The sequence below is a fragment of the Polynucleobacter sp. MWH-UH19D genome (assembly GCF_040409795.1).
Lineage (GTDB): Bacteria > Pseudomonadota > Gammaproteobacteria > Burkholderiales > Burkholderiaceae > Polynucleobacter.
Map to the genome: position 1 here is coordinate 1 of NZ_CP099571.1, position 26,813 is coordinate 26,813.

Here is a 26,813-nt window from a genome sequence, read left to right on the forward strand (position 1 = left end):
AACTTTACGAAATCGCTACAATGGATCCTCCAAAAATATGAGCAACCTACAAAATCCCCCCACATTAAATTCAGCCAGTCCTTTTGGTTTTTGGGACGGCGCTGTTGGCACCCTTTCGCGCGAACTGTCTCCACAGCAATTTAAAACCTGGATACAACCCCTAGTTTTATTGTCTTTTGAAGAGAGTGATCGCTTACTAACAATAGGAGCGCCGAATCGCTTCAAGCTTGATTGGATCAAAAAAACTTTTGCGGAGCGCTTTCAGGAAATGGCGGTTGAGTATTTTGGGGCGCCCATTAATATTCATTTTGCGTTGGCTCTTGAGGGCTCATCACCCATAAAACCAGTCGCTACTGAGACTGCTGAACCCCAACCAAACCCAGAAATAGAAAGTGGCAGCCCTCAAAATGTCTCGGTTGAAGAGCAGGCTTTTGAGATAGAAGACCATTCAAAATTGAACCCAAACCTTACTTTTGATACTTTTGTGACGGGTAAGGCAAACCAACTGGCAAGGGCGGCTTCTATCCAGGTTGCCCACAATCCCGGAACCTCATATAACCCGATGTTTTTGTATGGTGGCGTTGGTCTTGGCAAAACCCACCTTATTCACGCTATTGGTAATCACCTTCTTAAAGAGAAACCTAACGCTCGAATTCGTTATATTCATGCCGAACAGTATGTGTCTGATGTGGTGCGCGCCTATCAGCAAAAGGCTTTTGATCGCTTTAAACGCTACTACCACTCTCTTGATTTGTTGTTAATTGACGATATCCAGTTTTTTAGTGGCAAATCGCGAACCCAAGAAGAGTTTTTTTATGCCTTTGAGGCGCTATTAAGCAATAAATCTCAAGTCATCATTACTAGCGATACCTACCCTAAGGAAATGGCAGGCATTGATGATCGGCTTATATCGCGCTTTGACTCAGGCTTAACGGTCGCAATTGAGCCCCCAGAATTGGAGATGAGGGTCGCCATTCTAATGAAAAAGGCAGCCAATGAAGGCATCCCCATGAGTGAGGATGTGGCTTTTTTTGTGGCCAAACACCTCCGATCAAATATACGAGAGCTTGAGGGGGCCCTTCGAAAGATTTTGGCATTTGTTCGCTTCCATGGTCGCGAAGTCACTATTGAGGTTGCTAGAACAGCACTAAAGGATTTGTTGTCTATACAAAACCGACAAATTTCGGTTGAGAATATTCAAAAGGCTGTGGCCGATTTCTACAGTATTAAAGTGGCTGATATGTATTCAAAGAAGCGCCCAGCAAATATTGCGCGACCAAGGCAAATCGCTATGTTTATGGCCAAAGAGTTGACCCAAAAGAGCCTTCCAGAAATTGGGGAATTGTTTGGTGGTCGTGACCACACAACCGTTTTGCATGCGGTACGCAAAATCGCGGATGAGCGGGCGCATGATAGCCAACTAAACCATGAAATTCACGTTATTGAGCAAACCTTAAAAGCTTGATTTTGATTGTGGATAAGTGTGTGCACAACTTAAGGGATAAGTTTGGGGATTGTTTGTGGATAAATTGTGGAAAGATCTAGCTTCATGCAAAAATAGGGTGTTAAAGAAGAGTTATCCCCGTTTTATGCAAGATTTATACAGAAGTTTTCCACAGGTTTTTAATTGTTTAGTGTGTTGTTTTGTTTGAGTTTTTTGACTTATCCACCGAAAGAATAACCCTTACTACTATTACTACTTAGATATATACAAGGATTTAAAAACAATGCAACTCGTCAATACTTCACGCGATAGTTTGTTAAAACCACTACAGGTGGTTAGTGGAATTGTTGAGCGTAGACACACTTTGCCAATTTTGGCAAACCTCTTATTTAAAAAGAATGGTGAGAGGGTGTCGTTTATTTCAACCGACATTGAAATCCAAATTACAACAAATACTAATTTTGGTGTCGGTTCTGAAGATGTAACTACTACAGTTGCAGCAAGAAAATTATTAGATATTTTGCGCGCACTACCAGAGGGTCCCGTATCACTTAACCTTAAAGATAACCGCATGGTTGTACAAAGCGGTAAAAGCCGCTTCTCTTTGCAAACACTATCTGCAACAGAATTCCCAATTATGCAGAGCGTTGGCGAGGTTACTGCCGCGTGGAAGATGTCTCAGAAAAGTTTTCGTCAGTTAATTAGCCAAGTACATTTTTCAATGGCCCAACAAGATATTCGTTATTACTTAAATGGAATGTTGTTGGTTGTTGAGGGTAAAGAGGTGGTTGCTGTGGCAACGGATGGCCATCGTTTGGCGTTTTCTCAAGTTCAACTTTCAGAAGCTCCATCAGGTTCGGGTCAACGCCAAGAGATTATTATTCCTCGCAAAACAATCCTTGAGTGCCAGCATCTACTTGAGGATACAGACGAGCCACTAGAAATTAGTTTGACGGCCAATCAAGTGAAATTTACGTTTGGTGATATCGAACTTATTTCTAAATTGGTTGAAGGTAAATTCCCGGACTTCCAAAGGGTGATACCGAAAGGACATAAAAACACTCTAGTAGTTGGGCGAGATGTATTGCAAGCCGCCCTACAACGCGCTGCAATTTTAACGACCGATAAATTCAAAGGCGTTCGCTTTTCTTTGTCCCCAAATCAAATCACCATCCAATCCACCAATGCTGAGCAAGAAGAAGCTCAAGAAGAAATTGAAACTGAATACAGTGGCGAAACGGTTGAAATTGGTTTTAATGTGAGCTATCTGTTGGATGTGTTGGCAAACTTGAAAAATGAAAAAATTCAAATTAGCCTGGGTGATGCAAACAGTAGTGCAGTAGTTACACTACCAGGATCAGAAGATTTTAAGTATGTAGTAATGCCAATGCGCATTTAATGTAGAAAAAAATGACTGAAGAAAACAAAGCGGTAGAGCAGTATGGTGCAGCATCGATTCAAATCTTAGAAGGTCTTGAGGCTGTTCGTAAGCGTCCTGGTATGTACATTGGAGACACCTCCGATGGAACAGGTTTACACCATCTTGTTTTTGAGGTTTTAGATAACTCTATTGATGAAGCTTTGGCGGGTTATTGTTCAGAAATTACGGTTGTTATTCAAACCGACAACTCCATTTCAATCGTTGATAACGGTCGCGGAGTCCCAACAGGTATTAAATACGACGACAAACACGAACCAAAAAGAAGTGCCGCTGAAATTGTGATGACTGAGCTTCATGCTGGAGGTAAGTTTGATCAAAATAGCTATAAAGTTTCTGGTGGTTTACATGGTGTTGGTGTTAGTTGTGTAAACGCACTTTCTAAGTGGTTAAAGCTAACCATCCGACGAGATGGCAAAACCCATTACATGGAGTTTGCTCGGGGGGTTATTCAAAATCGCAACATTCAAGAAGAGAATGGTGTTGCCATTTCACCAATTACAGTTATTGGTGATACCGAGCTATCGGGCACCGAGGTGCACTTTTTAGCTGATGAAGAAATTTTTGGAAACATTGAATTTCATTACGAAATTCTAGTGAAGCGCATTCGTGAGCTTTCATTCCTAAATAATGGCGTTCATATTAGGTTGATTGATCAACGCAGCGGACAAGAAGAAGACTTTGCTTTTTCAGGTGGTGTGCGTGGGTTTGTTGAATATATTAATCAAACCAAAAACGTTTTACACCCCAACATTTTTTATGCAGAAGGTGTTCGACCCTCTGACTTGGGTGGTCAAATTACTGCCGAAGTGTCGATGCAGTGGAATGATAGTTTTAGTGAGCAGGTTTTATGTTTTACCAACAACATTCCTCAGCGAGATGGTGGCACCCATTTGACTGGTTTACGCGCCGCCATGACGCGCGTTATTAATAAATATATTGATGAAAATGAAATTGCCAAAAAGGCAAAAGTAGAAATTTCTGGTGATGATATGCGCGAAGGCCTTGCGTGCGTATTGTCTGTAAAAGTACCAGAACCAAAATTTTCAAGCCAAACAAAAGACAAGTTGGTCTCAAGCGAAGTTCGTGGACCGGTTGAAGAAATTGTTGCTGAGGCATTGAGTGCTTATTTGCAAGAGCGACCTGCAGACGCAAAAATTCTTTGTGGAAAAATTGTGGATGCTGCGCGTGCTCGAGAGGCTGCGCGTAAAGCACGCGACATGACCCGACGCAAAGGAGCCTTAGATGGGCTTGGATTGCCAGGTAAGCTTGCAGATTGCCAAGAAAAAGATCCTGCAAAATCTGAATTATTTATTGTCGAGGGTGATTCAGCGGGGGGTTCTGCCAAACAAGGCCGTGATCGTCGCTTCCAAGCAATTCTTCCTTTAAAAGGAAAAATTCTCAACGTTGAAAAAGCGCGCTTTGACAAAATGCTCACAAGCCAAGAGGTGGTGACACTCATTACTGTTCTAGGTACTGGTATTGGTGTTGAGGAATATAAGGCAGATAAATTGCGCTATCACCGCATCATTATTATGACCGACGCGGACGTTGATGGAAGCCACATTCGCACGCTGCTTTTAACCTTCTTCTACAGACAAATGCCTGAGTTGATTGAGCGCGGCCATATTTATATTGCCCAACCACCGCTTTATAAAGTGAAGTTTGGCAAAAGCGAGCAGTACATTAAAGACGATACCGAACTCAACCAACTTCTGTTAAAAATCGCAATGGAAACAGCCTCTTTGCAAACCCCGGGTGGCGAAGTCATTGAGGGTGAGGCGTTAAATGAATTAGCAAAACACTATCAAGTAATCCAGTCTATTGTTGATCGACTGTCACGCACAATTGACGAAGACGCGCTGCGCGCAATTGCTTCTGGAACCCAATTAAACTTGGATACCGAAAAAGCTGCGAATGATTCTGCGGAGCGCTTAAGGCTTGCTCTTGCTGATCCTTCAAACCCGCTGGCATTGCCCCCAGAAATTATTGTGCAAAAAGAAGATCGTACAGAGCGGTTCCGTTTGTTGTTGTCCCGACGTATTCATGGCAACCTAAAACTTTCTACCATTAACTCCGACTTTGTTCATGGTGATGACTATCAAAGCCTTGCTAACGCAGCTGCCGTTTTATCTGGAAAGGTATTGCCTGGGACAAAAGTTCGTCGCGGAGATCCTGATAAAAATTTGAAAGAGCAAACCATTCATGATTTCAGGGGCGCCTTCTCTTGGTTGTTGTCCGAGGCTGAGCGGGTATTAAGTCGTCAGCGGTACAAGGGTCTTGGCGAAATGAATCCATCGCAATTATGGGAAACAACCATGGATGCAGATTCAAGAACCTTGCTCCAAGTAAAAATCGAGGATGCCATCGCTGCCGATCAAGTTTTTACAACCCTTATGGGTGATGAGGTAGAGCCACGACGCGCATTTATTGAAAAAAATGCATTAATTGCCCGCAATCTCGACGTATAAACATGACATCCAAAAAACTCAAACCACCTAAAGTGGATCGGTCATCTATTGTTGTTAAATCCTCACCAATTCATGGCAAGGGCGTTTTTGTTGTGAAGCCAATTAAAAAAGGCCAAGCCATTATCGAATACAAAGGCGAGCGTATTAGCTGGAAGCTTGCTCAAAAACGACACCCCCATGACCCTAAAGACCCGAACCATACCTTCTATTTTTCATTAGAAGATGGCCGAGTCATTGATGCTAAATATGGTGGCAATGCTGCTCGCTGGATTAACCACTCGTGCAAACCAAGCTGTGAAACTCGAGAGGATAAATTTAACGGTGAGCCTCGAGTTTTTATTTATGCCAAGCGCGACCTGAAGGCTGGCGAAGAACTTTTTTATGACTACTCCTTGGATATTGAGGGGCGCATTACCAAACAAATGAAAAAAGATTACGAATGTCGTTGTGGTGCTAAAAAATGTCGTGGCACCATGTTGGCCCTAAACAGTAAGTAATTAAATAACTTTTATGCTGTACATCACCATCCAAGAGATTGAGGCCGCAATTAATTATTGGCGCAATCAATCTCCAGCCAAGGGTGATGAGCTGAGCCTGTGCGCAGAAGCATCGGCATTAGCAAGGGCTTACGCGCTAATGATTATTCAGGGAGCGCAGCGTGTTCCAGCGGATGTTCTAGATGAATCCGCAAAACTGGCAATGCAAAAGTTTGCTAAAGCAAACCAAAATCTTTGACATTCAAAACCCTTTCAATTTAGGGTAATTGCTATATATAGCGGCCCCGTTCTAGGTTATTCTCAAAGTCTTGCCCCGGTTGGGGGTAGAGGGTATGAACTTGCAAGAAACAATTTTAAAAACTATTGGTCTAGGAAAATCCTTTAAAGGATTTTCGGCGGTCAGCGATGTTAATTTAAATGTGACCAGGGGAACCATTCACGCCCTCATTGGTCCAAACGGCGCTGGAAAAACAACCTGCTTTAATTTACTAACAAAATTCTTAGAGCCGACTAGCGGCCAAATTTTATTTAATGGTTTTGATATCACCAAAGAGGCTCCATCAGAGATTGCTCGTCGTGGCGTGATTCGATCATTTCAAATTTCCGCGGTTTTCCCCCACCTAACAGTCTTGGAAAACGTTCGTGTTGCACTGCAGCGAGGGCTGGGCACAGAGTTTCACTTTTGGAAACCAGGAAGCTCTTTGAATGTTCTCAACGAGAGGGCTTTAGAGCTTTTGCGCGAAGTTGGTTTAGAGCAATTTGCCGACGAAGAAACAATGAATTTGGCTTATGGGCGCAAGAGGGCGCTGGAAATAGCGACCACCTTAGCCATGGAGCCTGAACTTATGTTGCTCGATGAGCCGACACAAGGCATGGGGCACGAGGATGTTGAGCGGGTGACCGAGCTAATTGATCGTGTATCAAGGGGTAGAACCATTCTGATGGTTGAGCACAATATGAAGGTGGTTTCTTCAATTGCCGATCGAATTACCGTGCTACAGCGTGGCTCGGTACTGGCGGAGGGCTCTTACCATGAGGTGTCTAATAACCCTTTGGTGGTCGAGGCGTATATGGGTAGTCATGGGGGAGATGCCCTATGACGATGGCGCTCGAAGTTAAAAATTTAGAGTCTTGGTACGGCGAGTCGCACATTCTTCATGGTGTAAATTTTGCTGTCCGCGATGGTGAGGTTGTTACTTTGTTGGGCAGGAATGGTGCGGGCCGCAGCACTATTCTGAAATCTATTCTTGGATTAACAAGCAAAAGAACTGGCTCGGTGCAGATTTACGGCGCAGAAACCGTCGCAATGCCAACCTACAAAATTGCACGACTTGGTGTTGGTTTTTGTCCCGAAGAGAGAGGCATTTTCGCAAGCCTAAGCACAGAGGAAAATTTACTCTTATTGCCAGAGGTGGCCACAGGCGGGATGGGTTTGGAAGAAATCTATGAAATGTTTCCGAACCTTTATGAGCGTCGCAATAGTCCAGGCACTCGACTTTCTGGGGGTGAACAACAGATGTTGGCGATGGCTCGTATTTTAAGAACGGGAGCCAAGCTACTTTTGCTAGACGAGATCACTGAAGGCTTGGCGCCAGTGATTGTGCAAAAACTGGGAGAAGTGGTTACTAGTTTGCGCAACAAAGGTTTCACTATTGTGTTGGTTGAGCAGAACTTTCGTTTTGCTGCGCCCTTGGCAGACCGACATTATGTTGTTGAGCATGGAAATGTTGTGGAGGTTGTTCAGCAAAATGAGCTTGCAGAAAAAGCGAGCCTATTAAACGAGTATCTTGGTGTTTAGTTGTTTTTATAGGAGATGGGTATGAAGTTAAAGCAAATTACCGCAAGTCTGGTTGCAGCGACCCTGTTCGCTTCAAACCCAGTTTTTGCACAAAGTGGTTCTAAAGTTAGTGGTGATGTAATTAAGATTGGAGTGTTAACCGATCTTTCCTCAACCTATTCTGATTTGGCGGGCCCTGGCGCGGTGATTGCCGCCAAGATGGCGATCGCTGATTTTTCAAAAGACGGCACCGTTATTGGGAAAAAAATTGAACTAGTTAGTGCAGACCACCAAAACAAAGCTGATATCGCTGCTAATAAAGCGCGCGAATGGTATGACAAGGATGGTGTAGATGTGATTGTGGAATTGGTTTCCACTAACGTTGCTTTGGCGGTTATGGAGGTAGCCGAGCAAAAGAACAAAATTACTTTGGTATCGGGCGCTGCATCATTGCCGATTACAAACGAAAAGTGTACCGCCAACAACGTTCATTGGACTTATGACACCTATGCACTCTCTAATGGAACTGGTAAGGCGGTTGTAAAACAGGGCAAAAAGAATTGGTACTTTATTACTGCTGACTACGCTTTCGGCGCTGCATTAGAAAAAGATGCTACCAGCGTTGTGACATCTAATGGTGGAAAAGTGTTGGGAACCAGTAAGCATCCTTTCCCGAACAGTGATTTCTCTTCTTACCTTTTAAAGGCACAGGCGAGTGGCGCCGATGTTGTTGCTCTAGCAAACGCGGGCCAAGACACCATCAATACCGTGAAGCAAGCTTCTGAGTTTGGCATTAATAAAAAACAAACTGTTGTGCCTTTGTTAATGTTTATTACAGACGTTCACTCTTTAGGTTTAAATGCTGCTCAAGGAATGTACCTCACCGAGGGCTTCTATTGGGATAAGGACGATAAAACTCGTGCATTCTCTAAGCGCTTTATTTTGCAACACAAGCGTATGCCAAGCATGGTTCAAGCTGGTGTTTACTCCTCTGTACTTGCATATTTAAATGCAGTTCAAAAAGCTGGCACAGATGATACTCAAGCGGTTATGAAGGCTCTCAAGTCAACCAACATTGATGACGGCCTCTTTAAAGGCAAGATTCGTGCTGATGGTAAGTTCGAGCATGACATGTATCTCTTAGAAGTGAAGAAGCCATCTGAGTCTAAGAGCCCATGGGATTACTACCATGTTCGCGCAGTGATTCCTGCTGCCGAAGCAACCCAACCACTTTCATTATCACGATGCAAATTGGTTACTAATAAGTAATAACAAAAATAAGCATGTTTGAACTTCTTGGAATTACCCCACAAGGGCTGGTTGCCCAGCTCTTAGTGGGTTTGATTAATGGCTCTTTTTATGCCATTTTGAGTTTGGGGTTGGCCATTATTTTTGGCCTCCTCAACATTATTAATTTTGCTCATGGTGCTCAATACACCATGGGTGCATTTATTGCTTGGATTGGCTTAACTCAAATTAGCCAATGGCTTGGCTTTCCCGAGCTATCCATCAACTATTGGTTTGCATTGATTATTGTTCCGCTTGTGTTGGCGGGCTTTGGTTTGATTCTTGAGCGAACAATGTTGCGTCGCCTTTATCACCTTGACCATTTGTATGGTCTTTTACTTACCTTTGGACTGGCTTTAATTATTGAAGGTATGTTCCGCCATTGGTATGGCATCTCTGGTGAAAGCTATCCTGCACCTGAGTTGCTACAAGGCGCCATCCCCCTAGAGTCAATCGGAATTATTTTGCCCAAGTATCGCTTGTGGGTTGTTGTGATTTCTTTAGCGGTTTGTTTCTCTACTTGGTATGTGATTGAGAGAACAAAGTTGGGCGCGTATTTGCGCGCGGGTACTGAAAACCCAAAATTACTTCAGGCGTTTGGCATTAATGTGCCGCTGATGATTTCATTGGCTTACGCCTATGGCGTTGGCTTAGCAGGATTTGCTGGCGTATTAGCCGCCCCTATTTTTCAAGTAAATCCATTGATGGGGTCAAATCTCATCATTGTTGTTTTTGCTGTGGTGGTGATTGGTGGTATGGGCTCCATCATGGGCGCCATTTTGACGGGCCTGGCTTTAGGTTTAATCGAGGGTCTTACTAAGGTTTTTTATCCTGAGGCTTCTGGAGTTGTCATTTTTGTGATCATGGCAATCGTTCTCTTGATTCGTCCTGCTGGACTTTTTGGGCGGGAAAAATAATCATGAACTCTAAAACAAAATTGCTTTATGGCGCCCTTGTTTTAATTGCACTACTTTTGCCTTTGCAAGATTTTATTTATCTTGTGTTTGCAATGAAGGTTTTGTGTTTTGCTCTTTTTGCTTGCGCATTTAATTTGTTGCTTGGCTTTACTGGCCTTTTGTCTTTTGGTCATGCGGCATTTTTTGGAACAGCGGCTTATATTACCGCCTACTTTTGCAAAGAGCTGGGCTATTCACCAGAGCTTGGCATCCTCCTGGGTGTAGTTGGTTCTGGTGTTTTAGGTTTCTTAATTGGATCTCTCGCGATTCGTCGCCAAGGCATTTATTTTGCGATGGTGACTTTGGCGCTTTCGCAGATGGTTTACTTCTTAGCCGTGCAAGTTCCCTATACGGGTGGTGAGGATGGCATTCAAGGCGTTCCTCGTGGAACATTGTTTGGCTTGATCGATCTTAAAGACGATGTCGCGATGTATTACTTTGTGTTGGCGATTTTCTTGTTTGGCTTTGCGCTCATTATGCGTACAGTTCATTCGCCATTTGGGCAAGTGTTAAAAGCCATTCGTGAAAATGAACCACGTGCTATTTCTCTCGGCTATGACGTTGACCGCTTTAAGCTAATGTCTTTCGTCATTTCTGCCACGCTGGCAGGCTTGGCTGGGTCGATGAAGTCTTTGGTGTTTCAGTTGGCAACTTTGACGGATGTTCATTGGCACATGTCTGGCGAGGTGGTGTTGATGACCTTGCTCGGTGGCATGGGAACTATTCTAGGACCAGTAGTAGGTGCGGGCATCGTAGTTGGCCTGCAAAACTATCTTGCCAACATTGGGTCTTGGAGCACGATTGCAACAGGCTTTATTTTTGTTATTTGTGTGCTGGCATTCCGTCGCGGCGTGGTCGGTGAAATCGTTGCACATCTTAAAAATAAAAACTAAGACAAAACAAAGTAGGCCCTGTTTTTACTTCTCCCAGTATTCTTTTATTATTAGCTTTTAGTGCGGCGCCGATTTTGGCGCCGCACTCAATTTAATTTTTAATAAAAAGAGACTCCCATCGAATTTTCAATTTACACCTGGCCATTGCTTTTGGCGTTGGCTTTTTTTGCTGGCTTGGTAGATGCTGTTGCTGGAGGTGGTGGCTTGATTCAGGTGCCCGCACTTTTTACAACATATCCAGATGCTCCTCCAGCCACCCTACTCTCGACCAATAAAGTTTCCGCAATAGGTGGAACCTTAAATGCAGCGCGAAGATATTTACGTCATGTATCCCTTCCGTGGGCTGTGGTTGGTCCCGCAGTTGTTGCTGGTTTTGTTGGCTCTTTGCTAGGAGCAAACGCTGTAAGCAATTTCCCAGCAGAGCCTTTACGAAAGGCATTGCCCTTTGTTCTATTGCTTCTGTTGTTGTATACCTGGTTTCAGCCATCTCTTGGCGAAACACATGCACCAAAGGTCACGAGTCGCTTTCAACAATTAAAGGCGGTAATGCTGGGTTTATCGATTGGCTTTTATGATGGTTTTTTTGGACCTGGTACTGGCAGCTTTTTATTGTTTGGGTTTGTCCGCTTTTTTGACTTTGATTTTTTGCATGCATCTGCCGCTACAAAGCTTGTTAATGTAGCAACCAACTTGGCGGCTATTTTGCTTTTAGCAAGTTACGGACAAATTTATTGGCCACTTGGTTTTGCCATGATGGCAGCCAATATTGCAGGCAGTCAGTTTGGCAGTCGTCTAGCAATTAAACATGGCAGCGCTTTTGTGAGAAAAGCTTTCTTGCTCATTGTGAGTGTTTTAATTTTGAAGTCTGGGTGGAATGCTTATTTTCTCAATTAAATCAATGACTTATAGATAATTATCTTTTATTGATTAGATTTTATTAATCATTTGTTTCACGTGAAACAAACAAAATGCTATGATCATCGCCCTATCCAGGGTAAATCATGCGTTATTCCAAAAATTTCGATGTCATTGTTGTAGGGGGCGGTCATGCAGGGACCGAGGCCGCACTTGCTTCCGCAAGGATGGGTTGTAACACCCTTTTAATAACCCATAGCATTGAAAATCTGGGGGCAATGAGCTGCAATCCATCTATAGGTGGTATCGGGAAGGGCCATCTGGTTAAAGAAATAGATGCCATGGGTGGTGCAATGGCCGCGGCTACTGATGAGGCTGGAATACAGTTTCGAATATTAAATTCCAGCAAAGGTCCCGCTGTTCGGGCAACCCGAGCCCAAGGTGATCGCATTTTATATAAAGCCGCTATTCGCCGCCGTCTTGAGAATCAACCAAACTTAAGCCTATTCCAAGCTGCAGTTGATGATCTTCTGGTAAATGGTGATGAAGTAGCGGGCGTTGTAACCCAAATGGGATTGGAGTTTGCGGCAAAAAAAGTTGTGCTCACGGCCGGTACTTTTTTGGATGGAAAAATTCACGTTGGTTTAAATAATTATGCTGGCGGCAGAGCTGGTGACCCGGCAGCCGTAACACTATCAGCGCGCCTCAAAGAACTAACGCTTCCCCAAGGGAGACTAAAGACTGGCACTCCACCCCGTATTGATGGTCGCACTATTGATTTTTCTGTCATGTTAGAGCAGCCTGGGGACCTGGATCCAGTCCCTGTATTTTCTTACTTGGGGCGTGCCGACCAGCACCCCAAGCAAGTCCCGTGTTGGATCTCTCATACTAACGAGAAGACGCATGACATTATTCGGGGCGGCTTAGATCGTTCGCCGATGTATACCGGCGTAATTGAGGGTGTTGGTCCTCGATATTGCCCCTCTATAGAAGATAAGATTCACCGCTTTGCCTCAAGAAATAGCCATCAGATTTTTTTAGAGCCAGAGGGATTGACTACAAATGAGTTTTATCCCAATGGTATTTCAACCAGCCTCCCCTTTGATGTTCAATGGGATTTAGTTCGCAGCATTCGTGGTCTGGAGTCGGCAGTGATTGTGCGACCTGGCTATGCGATTGAGTATGACTTCTACGATCCACGCCAGTTAAGACCCAGTCTTGAGACCAAAGCAATAGGCGGCTTGTATTTTGCAGGGCAAATCAATGGCACAACTGGCTATGAGGAGGCTGCTGCGCAGGGCCTATTGGCTGGAATTAATGCTGGTTTGGCTGCCCAAGAAAAAGAGCCATGGTTACCAAAGCGTAGCGAATCATACATAGGCGTATTAGTCGATGACTTAATTACGCGCGGTGTTCAGGAGCCGTATAGGATGTTTACAAGCCGCGCTGAATATCGATTAAGTTTGCGTGAGGATAATGCGGATATACGACTTACCGGCGTGGGGCGCGAGCTTGGATTGGTTGACGACCATCGTTGGGATGTTTTCTGTAGAAAGCAGGAGGCTGTTTCACGTGAAACATCTCGTCTGCATGATATTTGGGTGGGCCCAAAACACGAAGTTGCCCCATTGATTTCAGAATTGTTGGGTCAAGACTTGTCGCACGAATGCAATTTGGCAGACCTTTTGAGAAGGCCCGGGGTTTCCTATGATGCAATTACAAGCCTAGGGGGCGGCATTTGGTCTCCCGGCACCCTTGATGATGACTTTGGGTTGGCCAACCAAATTAGCGACCAAGTGGAAATTTCCATTAAATATCAAGGATATATTGATCGTCAGGCCATGGAAATCGCTCGTCAAGAGCACAACGAGACCTACCCTCTTCCAGAATCCTTAGATTATTCCCAGGTTCTTGGTTTATCAAAAGAGGTGCAACAAAAGTTGAATTTGCATAAGCCAGCGACTTTGGGGCAAGCCGGAAGAATTTCGGGGGTTACGCCGGCGGCAATTTCTTTGCTTTTGGTGCATCTTAAAAAGGGTTTGGGCCGCACGCAGGAACTCACATGACCGAAGATTTGCTAGAGCATGGAATTGCAGGGCTGGGTCTCAAGTTAAGCAATGCCAATATTGAAGATTTGGAGCTCTTTCTGCAAGAAATGTCTCGCTGGAACCAGGTTCACAACCTTACAGCAATCGAGGGAGAACACGATTCAGTCCGATTGCACCTTATTGATTCTATTGCGGTTTTACCGATTATGAGGCGCTATTTGCAGATGAGCAGCCCCAAAATTGCTGACCTTGGTTCGGGGGGCGGCTTGCCGGCTATACCGATCGCGATCATTCAGTCAGAGTGGCATTTGGCGTTGATTGAGGCAATTCGAAAAAAGACCGCCTTTTTGCAGCACATTAGAGGCAAGTTAAAACTAAAAAACATTGATGTTCTGGCTGATCGAGTTGAAAATGTTGCAATGCAACAATCTGGACAATTTGATGCTGTTATTTCTAGAGCTTTTACCAACTTATCTCGATTTTTAGAGCTCTCATTACCCTTGCTTAAGTCGGATGGAATTGTTTTTGCAATGAAGGCCAAGCGCGCAGAAGAAGAGTTATCTGCGGTTTGTAAGAATGATTGGCAATTGCTGGCTGACGAAGCGCTTTGTATACCAAATTTATCTGTGGAGCGTCGGCTGTTGGTGCTCAGCCCCGTGAGAAAATCTACATCCACTATTTCATCAGAACTTACCTAAAAACCTATGGCAAAAATATTTTGTATTGCAAATCAAAAAGGCGGCGTTGGTAAGACCACAACCGCTGTTAATTTGGCCGCAGGATTGGTAGGACACGGACAGCGTGTTTTGTTGGTGGACTTGGATCCACAGGGCAATGCCACAATGGGATCAGGCGTAGAAAAAGCAGAATTAAATTTGAGCGTATACCAAGTTTTAATTGGGGCGGCATCTATAAAGGAGGCTACACAACGTTGCGATAGTTCGGCTTATGATTTGTTACCAGCAAATCGCGATTTGGCAGGCGCTGAAATTGAATTAGTTGATTTAGAGGAGCGCGAGTCTCGATTAAAAAATGCGCTCTCATTAGTGGCGGGCGATTACGACTTTGTATTAATTGACTGCCCTCCAGCTTTATCGCTGCTAACCCTCAATGGATTATGTGCGGCAAACGGAGTCATTGTTCCAATGCAGTGTGAGTACTTTGCACTGGAGGGGCTTTCAGATTTAGTAAACACCATCAAGCAGGTACATGCAAACTTAAATCCAGATTTAGTAATTATTGGGCTCTTGCGCGTAATGTTTGATACACGAATGACTTTGCAGCAACAAGTATCAGAGCAATTGATTGAGCACTTTGGTGACAAAGTATTTAAGACGATTATTCCGCGAAACGTTCGATTGGCTGAAGCCCCGTCCTATGGGCTTCCGGGGGTAGTTTTTGATAAGACATCGCGGGGCGCAAAGGCCTATTTAGATTTTGGCGCTGAAATGATCGAGCGCATTAAACACATGTAACTTCGAAGAAGACAAATCATTATGGTTGTAATAAAGAAAAAGGGTTTGGGTAGAGGATTAGAGGCCCTGTTGGGAGAGAAAAATCTAGCACCAACATCATCAACAGAAATCAATCGCTTGCCTTTAAGTGCCCTACAGGCAGGCAAGTATCAGCCTCGTCAAAAAATGGAAGCTGGTGCATTGCAAGAATTGGCAGAGAGTATTCGCGAACAAGGCGTTATGCAACCGCTGCTCGTAAGGTTGGTTGGGCAAGGCAAATACGAGATCATTGCGGGAGAAAGACGTTTTCGTGCGGCAACCATTGCAGGTTTAAAAGAAGTTCCTGTGTTGGTTTCTGGCGCAGACGATCAAGCTGCTGCAGCGATGGCTTTGGTTGAAAACATGCAGCGCGAGGATTTAAATCCTCTAGAGGAATCTCAAGGTTTGGCACGACTGATAGAAGAGTTTGGCTTTACGCATGAGCAAGCTGCAAAAGCAGTTGGTAAATCCCGAAGTGCTATCAGCAACTTACTAAGACTGGCGCAATTGGCAAAACCTGTGCAAGCAATGTTATTGGCTGGCGATATTGATATGGGGCATGCGCGCGCCCTTTTACCTTTGCCAGGAGCAAGTCAGGTTGCTTTGGCACAAAAGATTGCCGCCCAAGGGTTGTCTGTTCGTGAGGCAGAAAGAATGGCTGCTGCGCTGGTTATTGCCGGCGGACAAATTGGGGATAAAAAAACAAAGGGAAATTCCAGTTCTGTGGGCTCAAATCAGGACCCCGATACCCGTCGCTTGAGTCAAGAAATCGCTGATGCAATCGGATTAAATGCGGAATTTAAGTTTAAGGGTAAAGGTGGAGAGCTCAGAATTGGATTCAGTCAGTTTGATGAATTAGATTCTTTATTAAAGAAGTTGGGTATTGACTCCTAATTTATGTAGGAAATGTCCCAAATCCTTTGACATATTGCACTGCACACATTAAACTTTCGGGGCTAAATTGATTCCTCAAAAAAATCAGTTTTCCAACGCGAATGACTGGGATGAGCTTGAAGAAGAGCCTATTCGAGTCTATAGCAAGGACGAAATTGTTGCGTTGCAGCAAAGCAATGCAACAAAGTACCGAATTCTTTCGCCATGGAAAGTTTTATTAGCCCAAGTGCTCATTACTGTGATCAGTATGGTGTTTTGGTCAATTTTTGGGGGGCCGATAGGGGTAAGCCTTTATACTCAGTCGGCCTTTTTAGGTGGTTTAATTAGCGTCTTGCCTTCGGCCTTGTTTTTAACAAGGCTAGAGTTAGCAAAAAAATCGCAAAGATTAAATCCAGGAAGTTTTTTAGCAGCATTAATTTCAGGCGAATTTATAAAAATTGCCATGACATTAATGATGTTTGTGGGGATTGCGTACCTCGTCCCTGATGTGCTGTGGGTCCCCTTATTGGTGACCTACCTGCTAGCCTTAAAGTGTGTATGGCTTGCGTGGTTGTGGCGCTAAGAAGTGACAATTGAGATTGAAGCAAAGGACTAGTTAAGAGATGTCTAGCGAAGTACACCAAGCCCACGGGGCAGCAGAACAAGTAACGCCAACAGCGTATATTTCTGAGCACTTACAAAATCTCACCAGCACTGGTGGACCGCAGTCTTCCATTATTGATTTCAGCGTTGTTAATTTAGATACTATTTTTTGGGCCTCATTAATGGGCCTTCTTGCAGTATTTATTTTGCTCATCGCTGCCCGTCGTGCAACCCCTGGTGTACCTGGCCGCTTTCAATGCTTGGTAGAAATGATTGTTGAGATGGTCGACACCCAGGCAAAAAGTATTGTTCACGGTAATCGTACGTTTATTGCGCCACTAGCATTATTTGTATTCTTCTGGGTCATCCTTCTGAATACTCTCGACTTGATTCCCGTAGATTGGGTTCTGGGCGTTAATCATTTCATCGAGGGCTTTGGTGTACATGTCCCGCATCACAGATTAGTTCCAACAACAGATTTGAATGCCACGATGGGCATGTCGCTATCTGTGTTGTTATTGGTTTTCTTCTACAGCTTTAAGATTAAAGGTGTTGGCGGATTCTTGCATGAGCTTGTCTCTGCTCCGTTTGGCGCGAAGTGGTATTTGGCCCCATTCAACCTTGCGTTGAACATCATCGAATATTTAGCCAAAGGCGTTTCATTGGGGATGCGACTTTTTGGAAACATGTACGCCGGTGAGTTGGTGTTCTTGTTGATCGCGTTGCTCGGAAGCGTATGGACATTTAATTTAGATTTATCCCTGTTCGGATTGGTGGGCCATGTTATTGCTGGATCAGCTTGGGCCATCTTCCACATTTTGGTTATTTTGTTACAAGCCTTTATTTTCATGATGTTGACTTTGGTTTACATCGGGCAAGCACATAGCCATCACTAAGATTTTATTTTTAACCTACCTCTTTTAACTTCAGGAGTCAGCAACATGCAACAATTTCTCGCAAACATTCAAGGTTTCACAGCGATTTGTATCGGCATCATCATCGGCCTCGGCGCGATCGGTGCTTGTTTGGGTATTGCATTGATGGGTGGTAAGTACATCGAAGCTTGTGCACGTCAACCAGAATTGATGGAGCCACTCCAAACCAAAATGTTCCTCTTGGCTGGTTTGATCGACGCTGCGTTCTTGATCGGTGTTGGTGTTGCAATGTTGTTTGCATTCGCAAACCCACTGCTCGCAGTTATTAAGTAATTGTTTTGGCATGGATGACCGAGGGGTCGTCCAACTGTTCTCAACAATACTGAAAGGAATATCGTGAATCTGAACGCGACCCTATTCGCGCAAATGATCGTTTTCTTCGTCTTATGGTGGGTTGTTGCACGTTTCGTGTGGCCACCACTTGTTAAGGCGCTAGATGAGCGTTCAAGCAAAATTGCCGATGGTTTGGCTGCGGCCGAACGCGGCAAAGAAGCGCTAGCATTGGCAAGCAATGAAGCCGAGCAAGAATTAAACAAGGCACGCCAAGAAGGCGTTCAACGTGTGGCTGAAGCAGAAAAACGTGCGCAAATGTCTGCCGAAGAAATTCGTGCAAATGCACAAGCTGAAGCTGCTCGAATCATTTCTCAAGCAAAACAAGACGCAGACCAACAAGTTACACGCGCACGCGAACTCCTGCGCGCGGAAGTTGCTGTTCTTGCTGTTAAAGGTGCTGAGCAAATTTTGCGTCGTGAAGTAGACGCAAAAGCGCATAGCCAATTGCTTGACCAACTAAAGGCAGAACTTTGATATGGCTGATTTAGCCACTATTGCACGTCCTTATGCTGAAGCGCTTTTTCAAAGCGCTAAGCCGGCGGAACTTGCTGGCTGTTTAGAGCAGTTAAACGAGTTGGCTCAGCTTGCTGCTTTGCCTGAAGTTGCTGCTTTGTCAAACAATCCAAAAGTATCCGCTGATGATTTGAGCAAGCTGCTTTCTGGCATGGTGAAAACCAAACTAGATCCTAAGGTTGCTAGCTTTTTAAATCTTGTGAATCAGAATCACCGCTTAGCAGCTGTTCCAGAAATTGCCCATCAATTTGAGGCGATGAAGAACAAGAGCGAAGGCGCAGCAGAAGTAAATATTACAAGCGCGTTCCCTCTTGAGGGTTCTGCGTTGAATGATTTGTTGTCAAGTTTGAAGAAGCGCTTTGGGGGTAAGGAATTGCGCCCAACTATTCAAGTTGATCCAGAATTGATTGGCGGGGTTCGCATTCAAGTTGGTGATGAAGTAATGGATAGTTCTGTCAAGGCACAGTTAGCTCAAATGCAAGCAAGTCTTGGCGCATAAGTAAATCCCTATTAAGAACATACGAAATAAGACCCAGGAGTAAGTAATGCAACTCAACCCTTCCGAGATCAGCGAACTGATCAAAAGCCGAATTAGCGAATTGGGTGTTGACTCCCAAGTTCGTAACGAAGGCACCGTTATTTCAGTGACCGACGGTATTTGTCGCGTCCATGGTTTGTCTGGTGTGATGCAGGGCGAAATGTTGGAGTTTCCAAACAACACTATCGGCCTCGCATTGAACCTTGAGCGTGATTCTGTTGGTGCCGTAGTGTTGGGTGAGTACACCCACATTAAAGAAGGTGATTCAGTTAAATGTACTGGCCGCATTTTGGAAGTTCCAGTTGGCCCAGAGTTGCTCGGTCGCGTGGTTAACGCACTTGGTCAGCCAATTGATGGCAAAGGCCCTATCAACACCAAATTAACTGACTTTATTGAGAAGGTTGCACCTGGCGTTATCGCACGTCAATCTGTTAGCCAGCCAGTGCAAACTGGTTTGAAGGCGATTGATGCAATGGTTCCAATTGGCCGTGGTCAGCGTGAGTTGATCATTGGTGACCGTCAAACTGGTAAGACAGCGGTTGCGGTTGATGCAATCATCAACCAAAAAGGTAAAGGCGTGTATTGCGTTTATGTAGCGATTGGCCAAAAAGCCTCTACGATTGCTAACGTAGTGCGTAAGCTTACAGAGAATGGTGCAATGGACTACACCATTGTGGTGGCAGCAAGTGCATCTGAGTCTGCAGCGATGCAGTATCTTTCTGCCTATGCTGGTTGCACGATGGGCGAATACTTCCGTGATCGTGGTGAAGATGCATTAATTGTTTACGATGACTTGACCAAGCAAGCTGTTGCATACCGTCAAATTTCCTTGTTGCTTCGTCGCCCACCAGGCCGCGAAGCTTATCCTGGCGACGTGTTCTACCTCCACTCACGCTTGCTCGAGCGCGCTGCTCGTGTGAATGCCGAGTACGTTGAGAAGTTCACCAATGGTGCAGTGAAAGGTAAGACTGGCTCTTTGACAGCATTACCAATTATTGAAACTCAGGCAGGTGACGTTTCTGCATTCGTTCCAACTAACGTGATTTCGATTACTGACGGTCAGATCTTCTTAGAAACGGATTTGTTCAATGCGGGTATTCGTCCAGCGATTAACGCGGGTATTTCTGTTTCTCGTGTTGGTGGTGCGGCACAAACTAAAGTAATTAAGAAATTGTCTGGTGGTATTCGTACTGACTTGGCGCAGTATCGTGAATTGGCAGCGTTTGCTCAGTTCGCGTCTGACCTTGACGAAGCTACTCGTAAACAGCTCGAGCGTGGCCGTCGCGTGACTGAATTGTGTAAGCAAGCTCAGTACAAGCCGCTCCAAGTTTGGGAAATGGCTGCTTCACTCTATGCTGTAAACAATGGTTTCTTTGATGATCTCGAAGTGAAAGATGTATTGGCATTTGAAAAAGGTTTGCAAGATCATTTGAAATCAAAATACGCTGATTTAGTTGGCCGTATTGAAGACAGCAAAGATTTGAGCAAAGAAGGCGAAGCCGCTTTACGCGCTGCGATTGAGGACTACAAGCGTTCTGCAGCCTTCTAAGGACGCGTAAATCATGGCCGGCACAAAAGAGATACGATCCAAGATCAAGAGCGTGCAAAACACGCGCAAGATCACTAAAGCGATGGAAATGGTCGCTGCATCAAAGATGCGGCGTGCTCAAGAGCGCATGCGTAATGCGCGTCCATACGCTGAAAAAATTCGTGAAATGGTTGCCAATCTTTCAAAGGCAAGTCCCGAGTATCGCCCTGCTTACATGGCAACTCGAGAATTGAAGAAAGTGGGCACGATTTTGGTTACAACAGACAAAGGCTTATGCGGCGGTTTAAATACCAATGTATTGCGTTTGATTGCTAACCAAGTACGCGAGTTGCAAGCTAAAAATATTGAAATTGAGTACACCGCAATTGGTTCAAAAGGTCTGCAGTTTTTGAATCGCTCCAAAGCAAAACTCCTGTCTCAGACGATTCAAATTGGTGACACACCGCATTTGGATGTATTGCTTGGAGCAATCACAGCCCAACTAGAGGCATTTGAAAAGGGTGAGATTGATGCAGTGTATCTGGCATATACACGGTTTGTGAATGCCATGAAACAAGAGCCAGTTTTAGAAAAGCTATTGCCATTAGAGCCCACCGTTTTGAGCACTGACAACAAGTCAGGACCATCTTGGGATTACATCTATGAGCCTGATGCTGAGTCTATCTTGAATGGTTTGTTAAAGCGTTATGTTGAAGCGATGATTTATCAGGCGGTGGCTGAAAACATGGCGTCTGAGCAGTCTGCTCGAATGGTTTCCATGAAAGCTGCATCAGATAACGCGAAGAACGTAATCGGCGAATTGCAATTGGATTACAACAAAACACGACAAGCTGCTATTACTAAGGAGTTGTCAGAAATTGTTGGTGGAGCGGCTGCGGTTTAAGCGGTCAGCATTTAGGAATACGAAAGAATTTACGGAATTAAAAGCGGAGAAAGCGATGAGTAACGGAAATATCGTGCAATGTATCGGTCCAGTGGTGGACATTCAGTTCCCACGCGACAAAATGCCAAACATTTATGATGCGTTGACATTAGTTGAAAGCGGAGAAAAATCATTTGCTGAAAAAGGTTTGACCTTTGAAGTTCAGCAACAAATCGGTGATGGCGTGGTTCGCGCAATTGCGATGGGTGCAAGTGATGGTTTGCGTCGCGGCATGGAAGTGAAATCTACTGGTAAGCCAATTTCTGTTCCTGTAGGACCTGCAACACTTGGTCGCATTATGGATGTTTTGGGTCGCCCAATTGATGATGCGGGTCCGATCGCTACCCAAGAGCGTCGCGCTATTCACCAGCCAGCTCCAAAATTCGATGAGCTTTCCCCTTCTGTGGACCTCTTAGAAACGGGTATTAAGGTTATTGACTTAGTTTGCCCATTTGCTAAGGGCGGTAAGGTTGGTCTATTCGGTGGTGCTGGTGTTGGTAAGACCGTGAACATGATGGAATTGATTAACAACATCGCTAAGCAACACTCTGGTTTATCAGTGTTTGCCGGCGTGGGTGAGCGTACTCGTGAGGGTAACGACTTCTACCATGAGATGAAAGAATCTAACGTTATCGACAAAGTGGCGATGGTGTTCGGTCAGATGAACGAACCTCCTGGCAACCGTTTGCGTGTTGCGTTGACTGGTTTGACAATGGCTGAAGCATTCCGTGACGAAGGCCGTGACATTTTGTTCTTCGTTGACAATATTTACCGTTACACCTTGGCTGGTACTGAAGTTTCTGCGTTGCTTGGCCGTATGCCTTCTGCTGTGGGTTACCAACCTACATTGGCTGAAGAAATGGGTAAATTGCAAGAGCGTATTACTTCTACTAAGACTGGTTCTGTGACATCTATTCAGGCCGTTTACGTTCCTGCGGATGACTTGACTGATCCATCACCTGCGACAACCTTCTTGCACTTAGACTCCACCGTTGTGTTGTCACGTGATATTGCTGCTTTGGGTATTTATCCAGCGGTTGATCCATTGGACTCAACTAGCCGTCAGCTTGATCCACAAGTGGTTGGTCAAGAGCACTACGAAGTGGCTCGTTCAGTTCAGATGACTTTGCAGCGCTACAAAGAATTGCGCGACATTATTGCGATTTTGGGTATGGATGAATTGTCTCCAGAAGACAAGCTGGCTGTGGCTCGTGCTCGTAAGATTCAACGTTTCCTGTCCCAGCCTTTCCACGTTGCTGAGGTGTTCACTGGTTCACCAGGTAAATACGTGCCATTGAAAGAAACCATCCGTGGTTTCAAGATGATCGTTAGTGGTGAATTGGATCACTTGCCTGAGCAAGCGTTCTACATGGTGGGTTCAATTGATGAAGCCATCGAGAAAGCGAAGAAGCTTTAATCGAACTCATCTAGGGAAATTATGTCAACCATACGCGTCGATGTAGTAAGTGCTGAGCAATCTATTTTCAGCGGTGAAGCCAAGTTTGTAGCGCTTCCTGGTGAGAGTGGTGAGCTCGGTATTTTGCGCGGCCACACACCACTGATGACACGCATCCGTCCAGGTTCAGTACGCATTGAAAAAGCTGATGGCGATGAAGAGTTTGTGTTTGTAGCGGGTGGCTATTTAGAAATTCAGCCCGATCATGTAACCGTATTGGCAGATACTGCTATTCGTGGCCATGATTTGGATGAAGCAAAAGCACTAGAAGCGAAGAAGCGCGCTGAAGAGGCGATGCAAAATCGTGGAACAGAATTCGATATGGCATTAGCGCAATCTGAATTCGCAATGGCTGCCGCACAGTTGGCGGCAATTGCGCGTTTCCGCCGTAAAAAATAAAAACCGGTTATTCCTTGCTGTTAAACGATCGGTTTTTAAAGGCTTGCCTGGGCGAAGCGGTAGATCAAACACCGCTTTGGCTCATGCGCCAAGCTGGTCGATATCTCCCTGAGTACAACGCTACTCGTGCAAGAGCTGGAAGCTTTCTAGGGCTTGCAAAAAATCCTGCATATGCTACTGAGGTGACTCTTCAGCCATTGGATCGTTATCCACTAGATGCAGCCATATTGTTTTCTGATATTTTGACCATTCCTGATGCAATGGGTTTGGGACTGAAATTTACTGCTGGAGAAGGCCCCAGTTTTGATCACCCGCTGCGTGATGAGGCGGCTGTCAAAAAGCTTAGAGCAGCTGATATTGGCGAGCTCAAGTATGTATTTGATGCGGTATCGGAAATACGTCGGGCATTGATTCAGAACGGCAAGCAACGTGTGCCACTGATTGGTTTCTCAGGAAGCCCATGGACGTTAGCGTGCTACATGATTGATGGTTCTAGTTCCGATGATTTTCGTCATGCTAAAACCATGATGTTTAGTCGCCCTGATTTGTTGCAACACATTTTGGATATTAATGCTCAATCAGTCGCAAATTATTTGACTGAGCAAGTAAAAGCTGGCGCACAGGCGCTAATGATTTTTGACACCTGGGGCGGCATGTTGCCAGATGGCTGGTATCAAAAAATGTCACTGTCCTCTATGCAAAAAGTGATTTCAGCTTTGCCAAGAGAGCACGATGGCAGAAAAATTCCTGTCATTATGTTTACTAAAGGCGGCGCTATTTGGTTAAACGATATGGCCCAAGTTGGTGCGGACGTGATCGCATTAGATTGGACAATCTCGCTTAGTCGGGCGCGTAAACAACTGCTCGCTTTAAGCAAGCCATTAGCCCTGCAAGGCAATTTAGATCCACTGATTTTGTTCTCTGAGCCAGAGCAAATCGCCAAACAGGCTAGTGTAATTTTGGATGATTTGGCTGGTGCTCCAGCCCTGAAATCTGGCTTACATCCTTTGGATGGTCATGTGTTTAATTTGGGGCATGGGATATCGCAATTCACCCCGCCTGAGAACGTCTCTGTATTGGCCCAGACAGTGATTCAGCACTCTAGGGCTTTAAGATCAAAGCAATAATCCTGAGTAATTGCTAACTTTCTTTGGCCTTTTTTTAGAAAAGTTATGCACAGCAATGGTTAAAAATGAAAATTCAGTAAGATTGCGTTTAAAGATAAACTGATGCATTCGAAAAGTTATATAACTTACTGATTATTAAGACTATTTTACCATTCGCATGAAAAAGCAATTCCTAGAGCTTTGCTGGTAAATTAGTTTACAAATTAAAGTTTTTGGATGATATCCACAGACTTATCCACAAGATAACTAGAAAAAACGAAGTAGCCCATGTCCTTGCCCATAGTGGTCCAAGTAGTTGTAGATAAACCCCTTGCCCAGGGGTTTGATTACCTATGGGACAAAACAATGTTGGGGCTAGATCCGCAAATAGGACATGTGGTTGAGGTGCCCTTTGGCAGGTCTTCCTTGGTCGGTGTAGTTATAAAAGTAAGTACACACTCCGAATATGAAATCAGCAAGTTAAAGGCCGTTGTCAAAGTCGCACCATTGCCGCCAATCGATCAGGCGGCTTTACGGTTAATGAATTTCGCAAGCCAGTATTACATCCATGGGCTTGGCGAAACCATCATTCCCGCAATTCCACAAATGTGGAAAAAGCCTGTTAACTGGGAAAAGCTGTCAGCTGGATTGTTGGTAAATGACAATAAGGGACCAAAGAAAAAAGAGAATGAAAAGAGCTTAGCCGAGGGATTTGTATCCGAATCTCAGTTGAATGACGTTCAGAAAACTGCCTTAAATCAACTAAATGATTCTTGTCCGCAGGAGGGATTTCAGGTTGCTTTATTGCAGGGTCAAACAGGCAGCGGAAAGACCGCTGTCTTTTTGAACTGGTTAAGTGCCCTGCTTAAGGATAAAAAATCACAAGCATTGGTATTGGTCCCTGAAATTAATTTAACGCCACAATTAGAGAGGCGTGTACGCGCATACTTCCCAGAAAAGAAAATGGCTGTATTGCACAGCGGCATTTCAGAAAAGAAACGCGGTAACGCATGGTATGAGGCGATTACTGGCGAAGCACAAATCATTTTGGGAACTAGATTGGCAGTATTGACGCCTTTGCTTAACCTGAGTGCGATTGTGGTGGATGAGGAGCACGATCCATCCTATAAACAACAAGACGGCATACGATACTCCGCCAGAGATCTTGCAATATGGCGCGCACACGATTTAAAAATACCGATTGTGCTGTCTTCAGCAACACCTTCATTAGAAACTTGGATGGCTGCCAAAGTGGGTCGATATCAGCACTTAAGGCTAGATCAACGCGCTCAAGGCACCGCTTTGCCAAAAGTACATTTAATCAATGTAAGGGATTCACAAAATCAATTCAGTCCTGGCGATAAACCAAAGTCAGCAAATAACATTTGCCTTAGCAAGCCTGTGCTTGGAGCCATTCAAAAAAGTTTGGATCACAAACAGCAAAGTTTGATCCTAATTAATCGCAGGGGCTATGTGCCTGTGCTTACCTGTAATGCGTGTACATGGCTGTCCAAATGCCATCAATGCAGCTCCTATATGGTCATGCATAAAGCAGGTACGCTAGGTGGCAGATCAGTGTTGAGTTGTCATCATTGTGGGCTGGTAAAAGGCATACCCAGCCATTGCCCCGATTGCGGTAATGCAGATTTAAAAACCCTTGGACAGGGCACTCAAAAACTAGAGGATGCCGTTGAAGAATGGTGGCCTAGTGCTCGAGTGTTGCGAGTAGATACAGACTCTAGTCGCAAAAGCAAAGGGGCTGAAGAATTATTTCAAGAAATACACGAGGGCAATGTTGATATTGTGGTCGGCACACAAATGATTGCCAAAGGACACGATTATCAGCACGTCAGTTTGGTTGTGGTGGTGGATGCAGATGGAAGATTGTTCTCGCAAGATTTTCGGGCGGCTGAGAGATTGTTTGCGCAGCTTGTTCAGGTTGCGGGTCGCGCTGGACGAGCGAGCAAGGATGGTGAAAGTAGTGGCGACATTTATATTGAAACTCAATTTCCAGAGGCGGCGGTATATCAATACTTATTGAGACACGACATTGATGGATATTTATCTCATCTAGCCGAGGAAAGAGAAGAAGCTAAATTACCCCCCTTCTGTTTTCAAGCGTTGGTACATGCAGAGTCCAAAAGTCTTGATAAGGCAATACGATTTTTGAGTAAGCTCAAAGGACAATTGCAGGATCAAAGCATGGTGGGGCTTGGTTTGAAGGTATATGATCCAGTTCCAAGAAGTATGATGCGGGTAGCTGGTGTGGAGCGCGCCCAATTGTTAATTGAGTCTGACGATCGCAAACGCTTGCAAACCGTTTTAGAGCTAATTAACAGCGACTTGCGATCCCAATCTCAGGGGCGCATTAGCAAGCAAGATCGCATTCGGTGGCTTATTGAACGCGACCCTATATCCATTTAAATG

The 26,813-nt window shown here is 44.7% G+C and carries 26 protein-coding genes; all 26 read left to right on the forward strand.

Annotation, left to right across the window (positions count from 1 at the left end; all coding sequences use genetic code 11):
* Positions 1-37 precede the first annotated feature (37 nt).
* The 26 genes from dnaA (at position 38) to priA (ending at position 26,810) form a co-directional block, all read left to right on the forward strand.
* Complete coding sequence (gene dnaA, locus NHB34_RS00005; protein WP_353427486.1) at positions 38-1,465, forward strand: chromosomal replication initiator protein DnaA; 1,428 nt, start codon at positions 38-40, stop codon at positions 1,463-1,465.
* Positions 1,466-1,727: 262 nt separating this feature from the next.
* Positions 1,728-2,843 (forward strand): DNA polymerase III subunit beta, encoded by a 1,116-nt coding sequence (gene dnaN, locus NHB34_RS00010; protein ID WP_353427487.1) that lies wholly within the window; start codon positions 1,728-1,730, stop codon positions 2,841-2,843.
* A gap of 11 nt (positions 2,844-2,854) precedes the next feature.
* The gene (gyrB, locus tag NHB34_RS00015; RefSeq protein WP_353427489.1) at positions 2,855-5,353 is read left to right on the forward strand and encodes a DNA topoisomerase (ATP-hydrolyzing) subunit B; all 2,499 of its coding nucleotides are present in this window, start codon (positions 2,855-2,857) and stop codon (positions 5,351-5,353) included.
* A gap of 2 nt (positions 5,354-5,355) precedes the next feature.
* Positions 5,356-5,850, forward strand: coding sequence for an SET domain-containing protein-lysine N-methyltransferase (locus NHB34_RS00020; RefSeq protein WP_353427490.1), 495 nt, complete (start codon positions 5,356-5,358; stop codon positions 5,848-5,850).
* A 4-nt stretch (positions 5,851-5,854) separates the two neighbouring features.
* On the forward strand, positions 5,855-6,088 hold the full coding sequence (locus tag NHB34_RS00025; protein ID WP_353428596.1) for a DUF3717 domain-containing protein: 234 nt from the start codon (positions 5,855-5,857) through the stop codon (positions 6,086-6,088).
* A 94-nt stretch (positions 6,089-6,182) separates the two neighbouring features.
* A complete protein-coding gene (locus NHB34_RS00030; protein WP_353427492.1) occupies positions 6,183-6,950 on the forward strand; it encodes an ABC transporter ATP-binding protein in 768 nt (255 codons plus the stop codon).
* Positions 6,947-7,648, forward strand: coding sequence for an ABC transporter ATP-binding protein (locus NHB34_RS00035; protein WP_353427493.1), 702 nt, complete (start codon positions 6,947-6,949; stop codon positions 7,646-7,648). The genes NHB34_RS00030 and NHB34_RS00035 overlap by 4 nt, the downstream gene beginning before the upstream one ends.
* Positions 7,649-7,669: 21 nt before the next feature.
* Positions 7,670-8,896: an ABC transporter substrate-binding protein gene (locus NHB34_RS00040; RefSeq protein ID WP_353427494.1), complete on the forward strand. Its 1,227-nt coding sequence runs from the start codon at positions 7,670-7,672 to the stop codon at positions 8,894-8,896.
* 14 nt (positions 8,897-8,910) lie between these two features.
* Complete coding sequence (locus NHB34_RS00045) at positions 8,911-9,831, forward strand: branched-chain amino acid ABC transporter permease (protein WP_353427495.1); 921 nt, start codon at positions 8,911-8,913, stop codon at positions 9,829-9,831.
* 2 nt (positions 9,832-9,833) lie between these two features.
* Positions 9,834-10,763: a branched-chain amino acid ABC transporter permease gene (locus NHB34_RS00050; protein ID WP_353427496.1), complete on the forward strand. Its 930-nt coding sequence runs from the start codon at positions 9,834-9,836 to the stop codon at positions 10,761-10,763.
* 156 nt (positions 10,764-10,919) lie between these two features.
* Positions 10,920-11,657: a TSUP family transporter gene (locus tag NHB34_RS00055; RefSeq protein ID WP_353427497.1), complete on the forward strand. Its 738-nt coding sequence runs from the start codon at positions 10,920-10,922 to the stop codon at positions 11,655-11,657.
* 107 nt (positions 11,658-11,764) lie between these two features.
* Positions 11,765-13,684: a tRNA uridine-5-carboxymethylaminomethyl(34) synthesis enzyme MnmG gene (mnmG, locus tag NHB34_RS00060; protein WP_353427499.1), complete on the forward strand. Its 1,920-nt coding sequence runs from the start codon at positions 11,765-11,767 to the stop codon at positions 13,682-13,684.
* Entirely contained in the window at positions 13,681-14,364 is a 684-nt protein-coding gene (gene rsmG, locus NHB34_RS00065) for a 16S rRNA (guanine(527)-N(7))-methyltransferase RsmG (RefSeq protein WP_353427500.1), read from the forward strand. Before mnmG ends, rsmG begins: the two co-directional genes overlap by 4 nt.
* Positions 14,365-14,370: 6 nt before the next feature.
* Positions 14,371-15,141, forward strand: coding sequence for a ParA family protein (locus tag NHB34_RS00070; RefSeq protein ID WP_353427501.1), 771 nt, complete (start codon positions 14,371-14,373; stop codon positions 15,139-15,141).
* 21 nt (positions 15,142-15,162) lie between these two features.
* On the forward strand, positions 15,163-16,053 hold the full coding sequence (locus NHB34_RS00075) for a ParB/RepB/Spo0J family partition protein (protein WP_353427502.1): 891 nt from the start codon (positions 15,163-15,165) through the stop codon (positions 16,051-16,053).
* 67 nt (positions 16,054-16,120) lie between these two features.
* The gene (locus NHB34_RS00080) at positions 16,121-16,615 is read left to right on the forward strand and encodes an ATP synthase subunit I (protein ID WP_353427503.1); all 495 of its coding nucleotides are present in this window, start codon (positions 16,121-16,123) and stop codon (positions 16,613-16,615) included.
* A 40-nt stretch (positions 16,616-16,655) separates the two neighbouring features.
* On the forward strand, positions 16,656-17,531 hold the full coding sequence (gene atpB, locus NHB34_RS00085) for a F0F1 ATP synthase subunit A (protein WP_353427504.1): 876 nt from the start codon (positions 16,656-16,658) through the stop codon (positions 17,529-17,531).
* A gap of 45 nt (positions 17,532-17,576) precedes the next feature.
* Positions 17,577-17,843, forward strand: coding sequence for a F0F1 ATP synthase subunit C (atpE, locus tag NHB34_RS00090; RefSeq protein ID WP_114639407.1), 267 nt, complete (start codon positions 17,577-17,579; stop codon positions 17,841-17,843).
* A gap of 63 nt (positions 17,844-17,906) precedes the next feature.
* Positions 17,907-18,377: a F0F1 ATP synthase subunit B gene (locus NHB34_RS00095; RefSeq protein ID WP_353427505.1), complete on the forward strand. Its 471-nt coding sequence runs from the start codon at positions 17,907-17,909 to the stop codon at positions 18,375-18,377.
* A gap of 1 nt (position 18,378) precedes the next feature.
* Positions 18,379-18,915: a F0F1 ATP synthase subunit delta gene (locus NHB34_RS00100; RefSeq protein ID WP_353427506.1), complete on the forward strand. Its 537-nt coding sequence runs from the start codon at positions 18,379-18,381 to the stop codon at positions 18,913-18,915.
* A 46-nt stretch (positions 18,916-18,961) separates the two neighbouring features.
* Positions 18,962-20,503 carry a F0F1 ATP synthase subunit alpha gene (gene atpA / locus NHB34_RS00105; RefSeq protein ID WP_353427507.1) on the forward strand — a complete coding sequence of 514 codons (1,542 nt, stop codon included), beginning with the start codon at positions 18,962-18,964 and terminating at the stop codon, positions 20,501-20,503.
* A gap of 13 nt (positions 20,504-20,516) precedes the next feature.
* Positions 20,517-21,386 carry a F0F1 ATP synthase subunit gamma gene (atpG, locus tag NHB34_RS00110; RefSeq protein WP_353427508.1) on the forward strand — a complete coding sequence of 290 codons (870 nt, stop codon included), beginning with the start codon at positions 20,517-20,519 and terminating at the stop codon, positions 21,384-21,386.
* A gap of 55 nt (positions 21,387-21,441) precedes the next feature.
* Entirely contained in the window at positions 21,442-22,842 is a 1,401-nt protein-coding gene (atpD, locus tag NHB34_RS00115; protein ID WP_353427509.1) for a F0F1 ATP synthase subunit beta, read from the forward strand.
* A 21-nt stretch (positions 22,843-22,863) separates the two neighbouring features.
* Entirely contained in the window at positions 22,864-23,280 is a 417-nt protein-coding gene (locus tag NHB34_RS00120) for a F0F1 ATP synthase subunit epsilon (RefSeq protein ID WP_353427510.1), read from the forward strand.
* Between the two features lie 14 nt (positions 23,281-23,294).
* Entirely contained in the window at positions 23,295-24,407 is a 1,113-nt protein-coding gene (gene hemE / locus NHB34_RS00125; RefSeq protein WP_353427511.1) for a uroporphyrinogen decarboxylase, read from the forward strand.
* A 267-nt stretch (positions 24,408-24,674) separates the two neighbouring features.
* Complete coding sequence (gene priA, locus NHB34_RS00130) at positions 24,675-26,810, forward strand: primosomal protein N' (RefSeq protein ID WP_353427512.1); 2,136 nt, start codon at positions 24,675-24,677, stop codon at positions 26,808-26,810.
* Positions 26,811-26,813 lie beyond the last annotated feature (3 nt).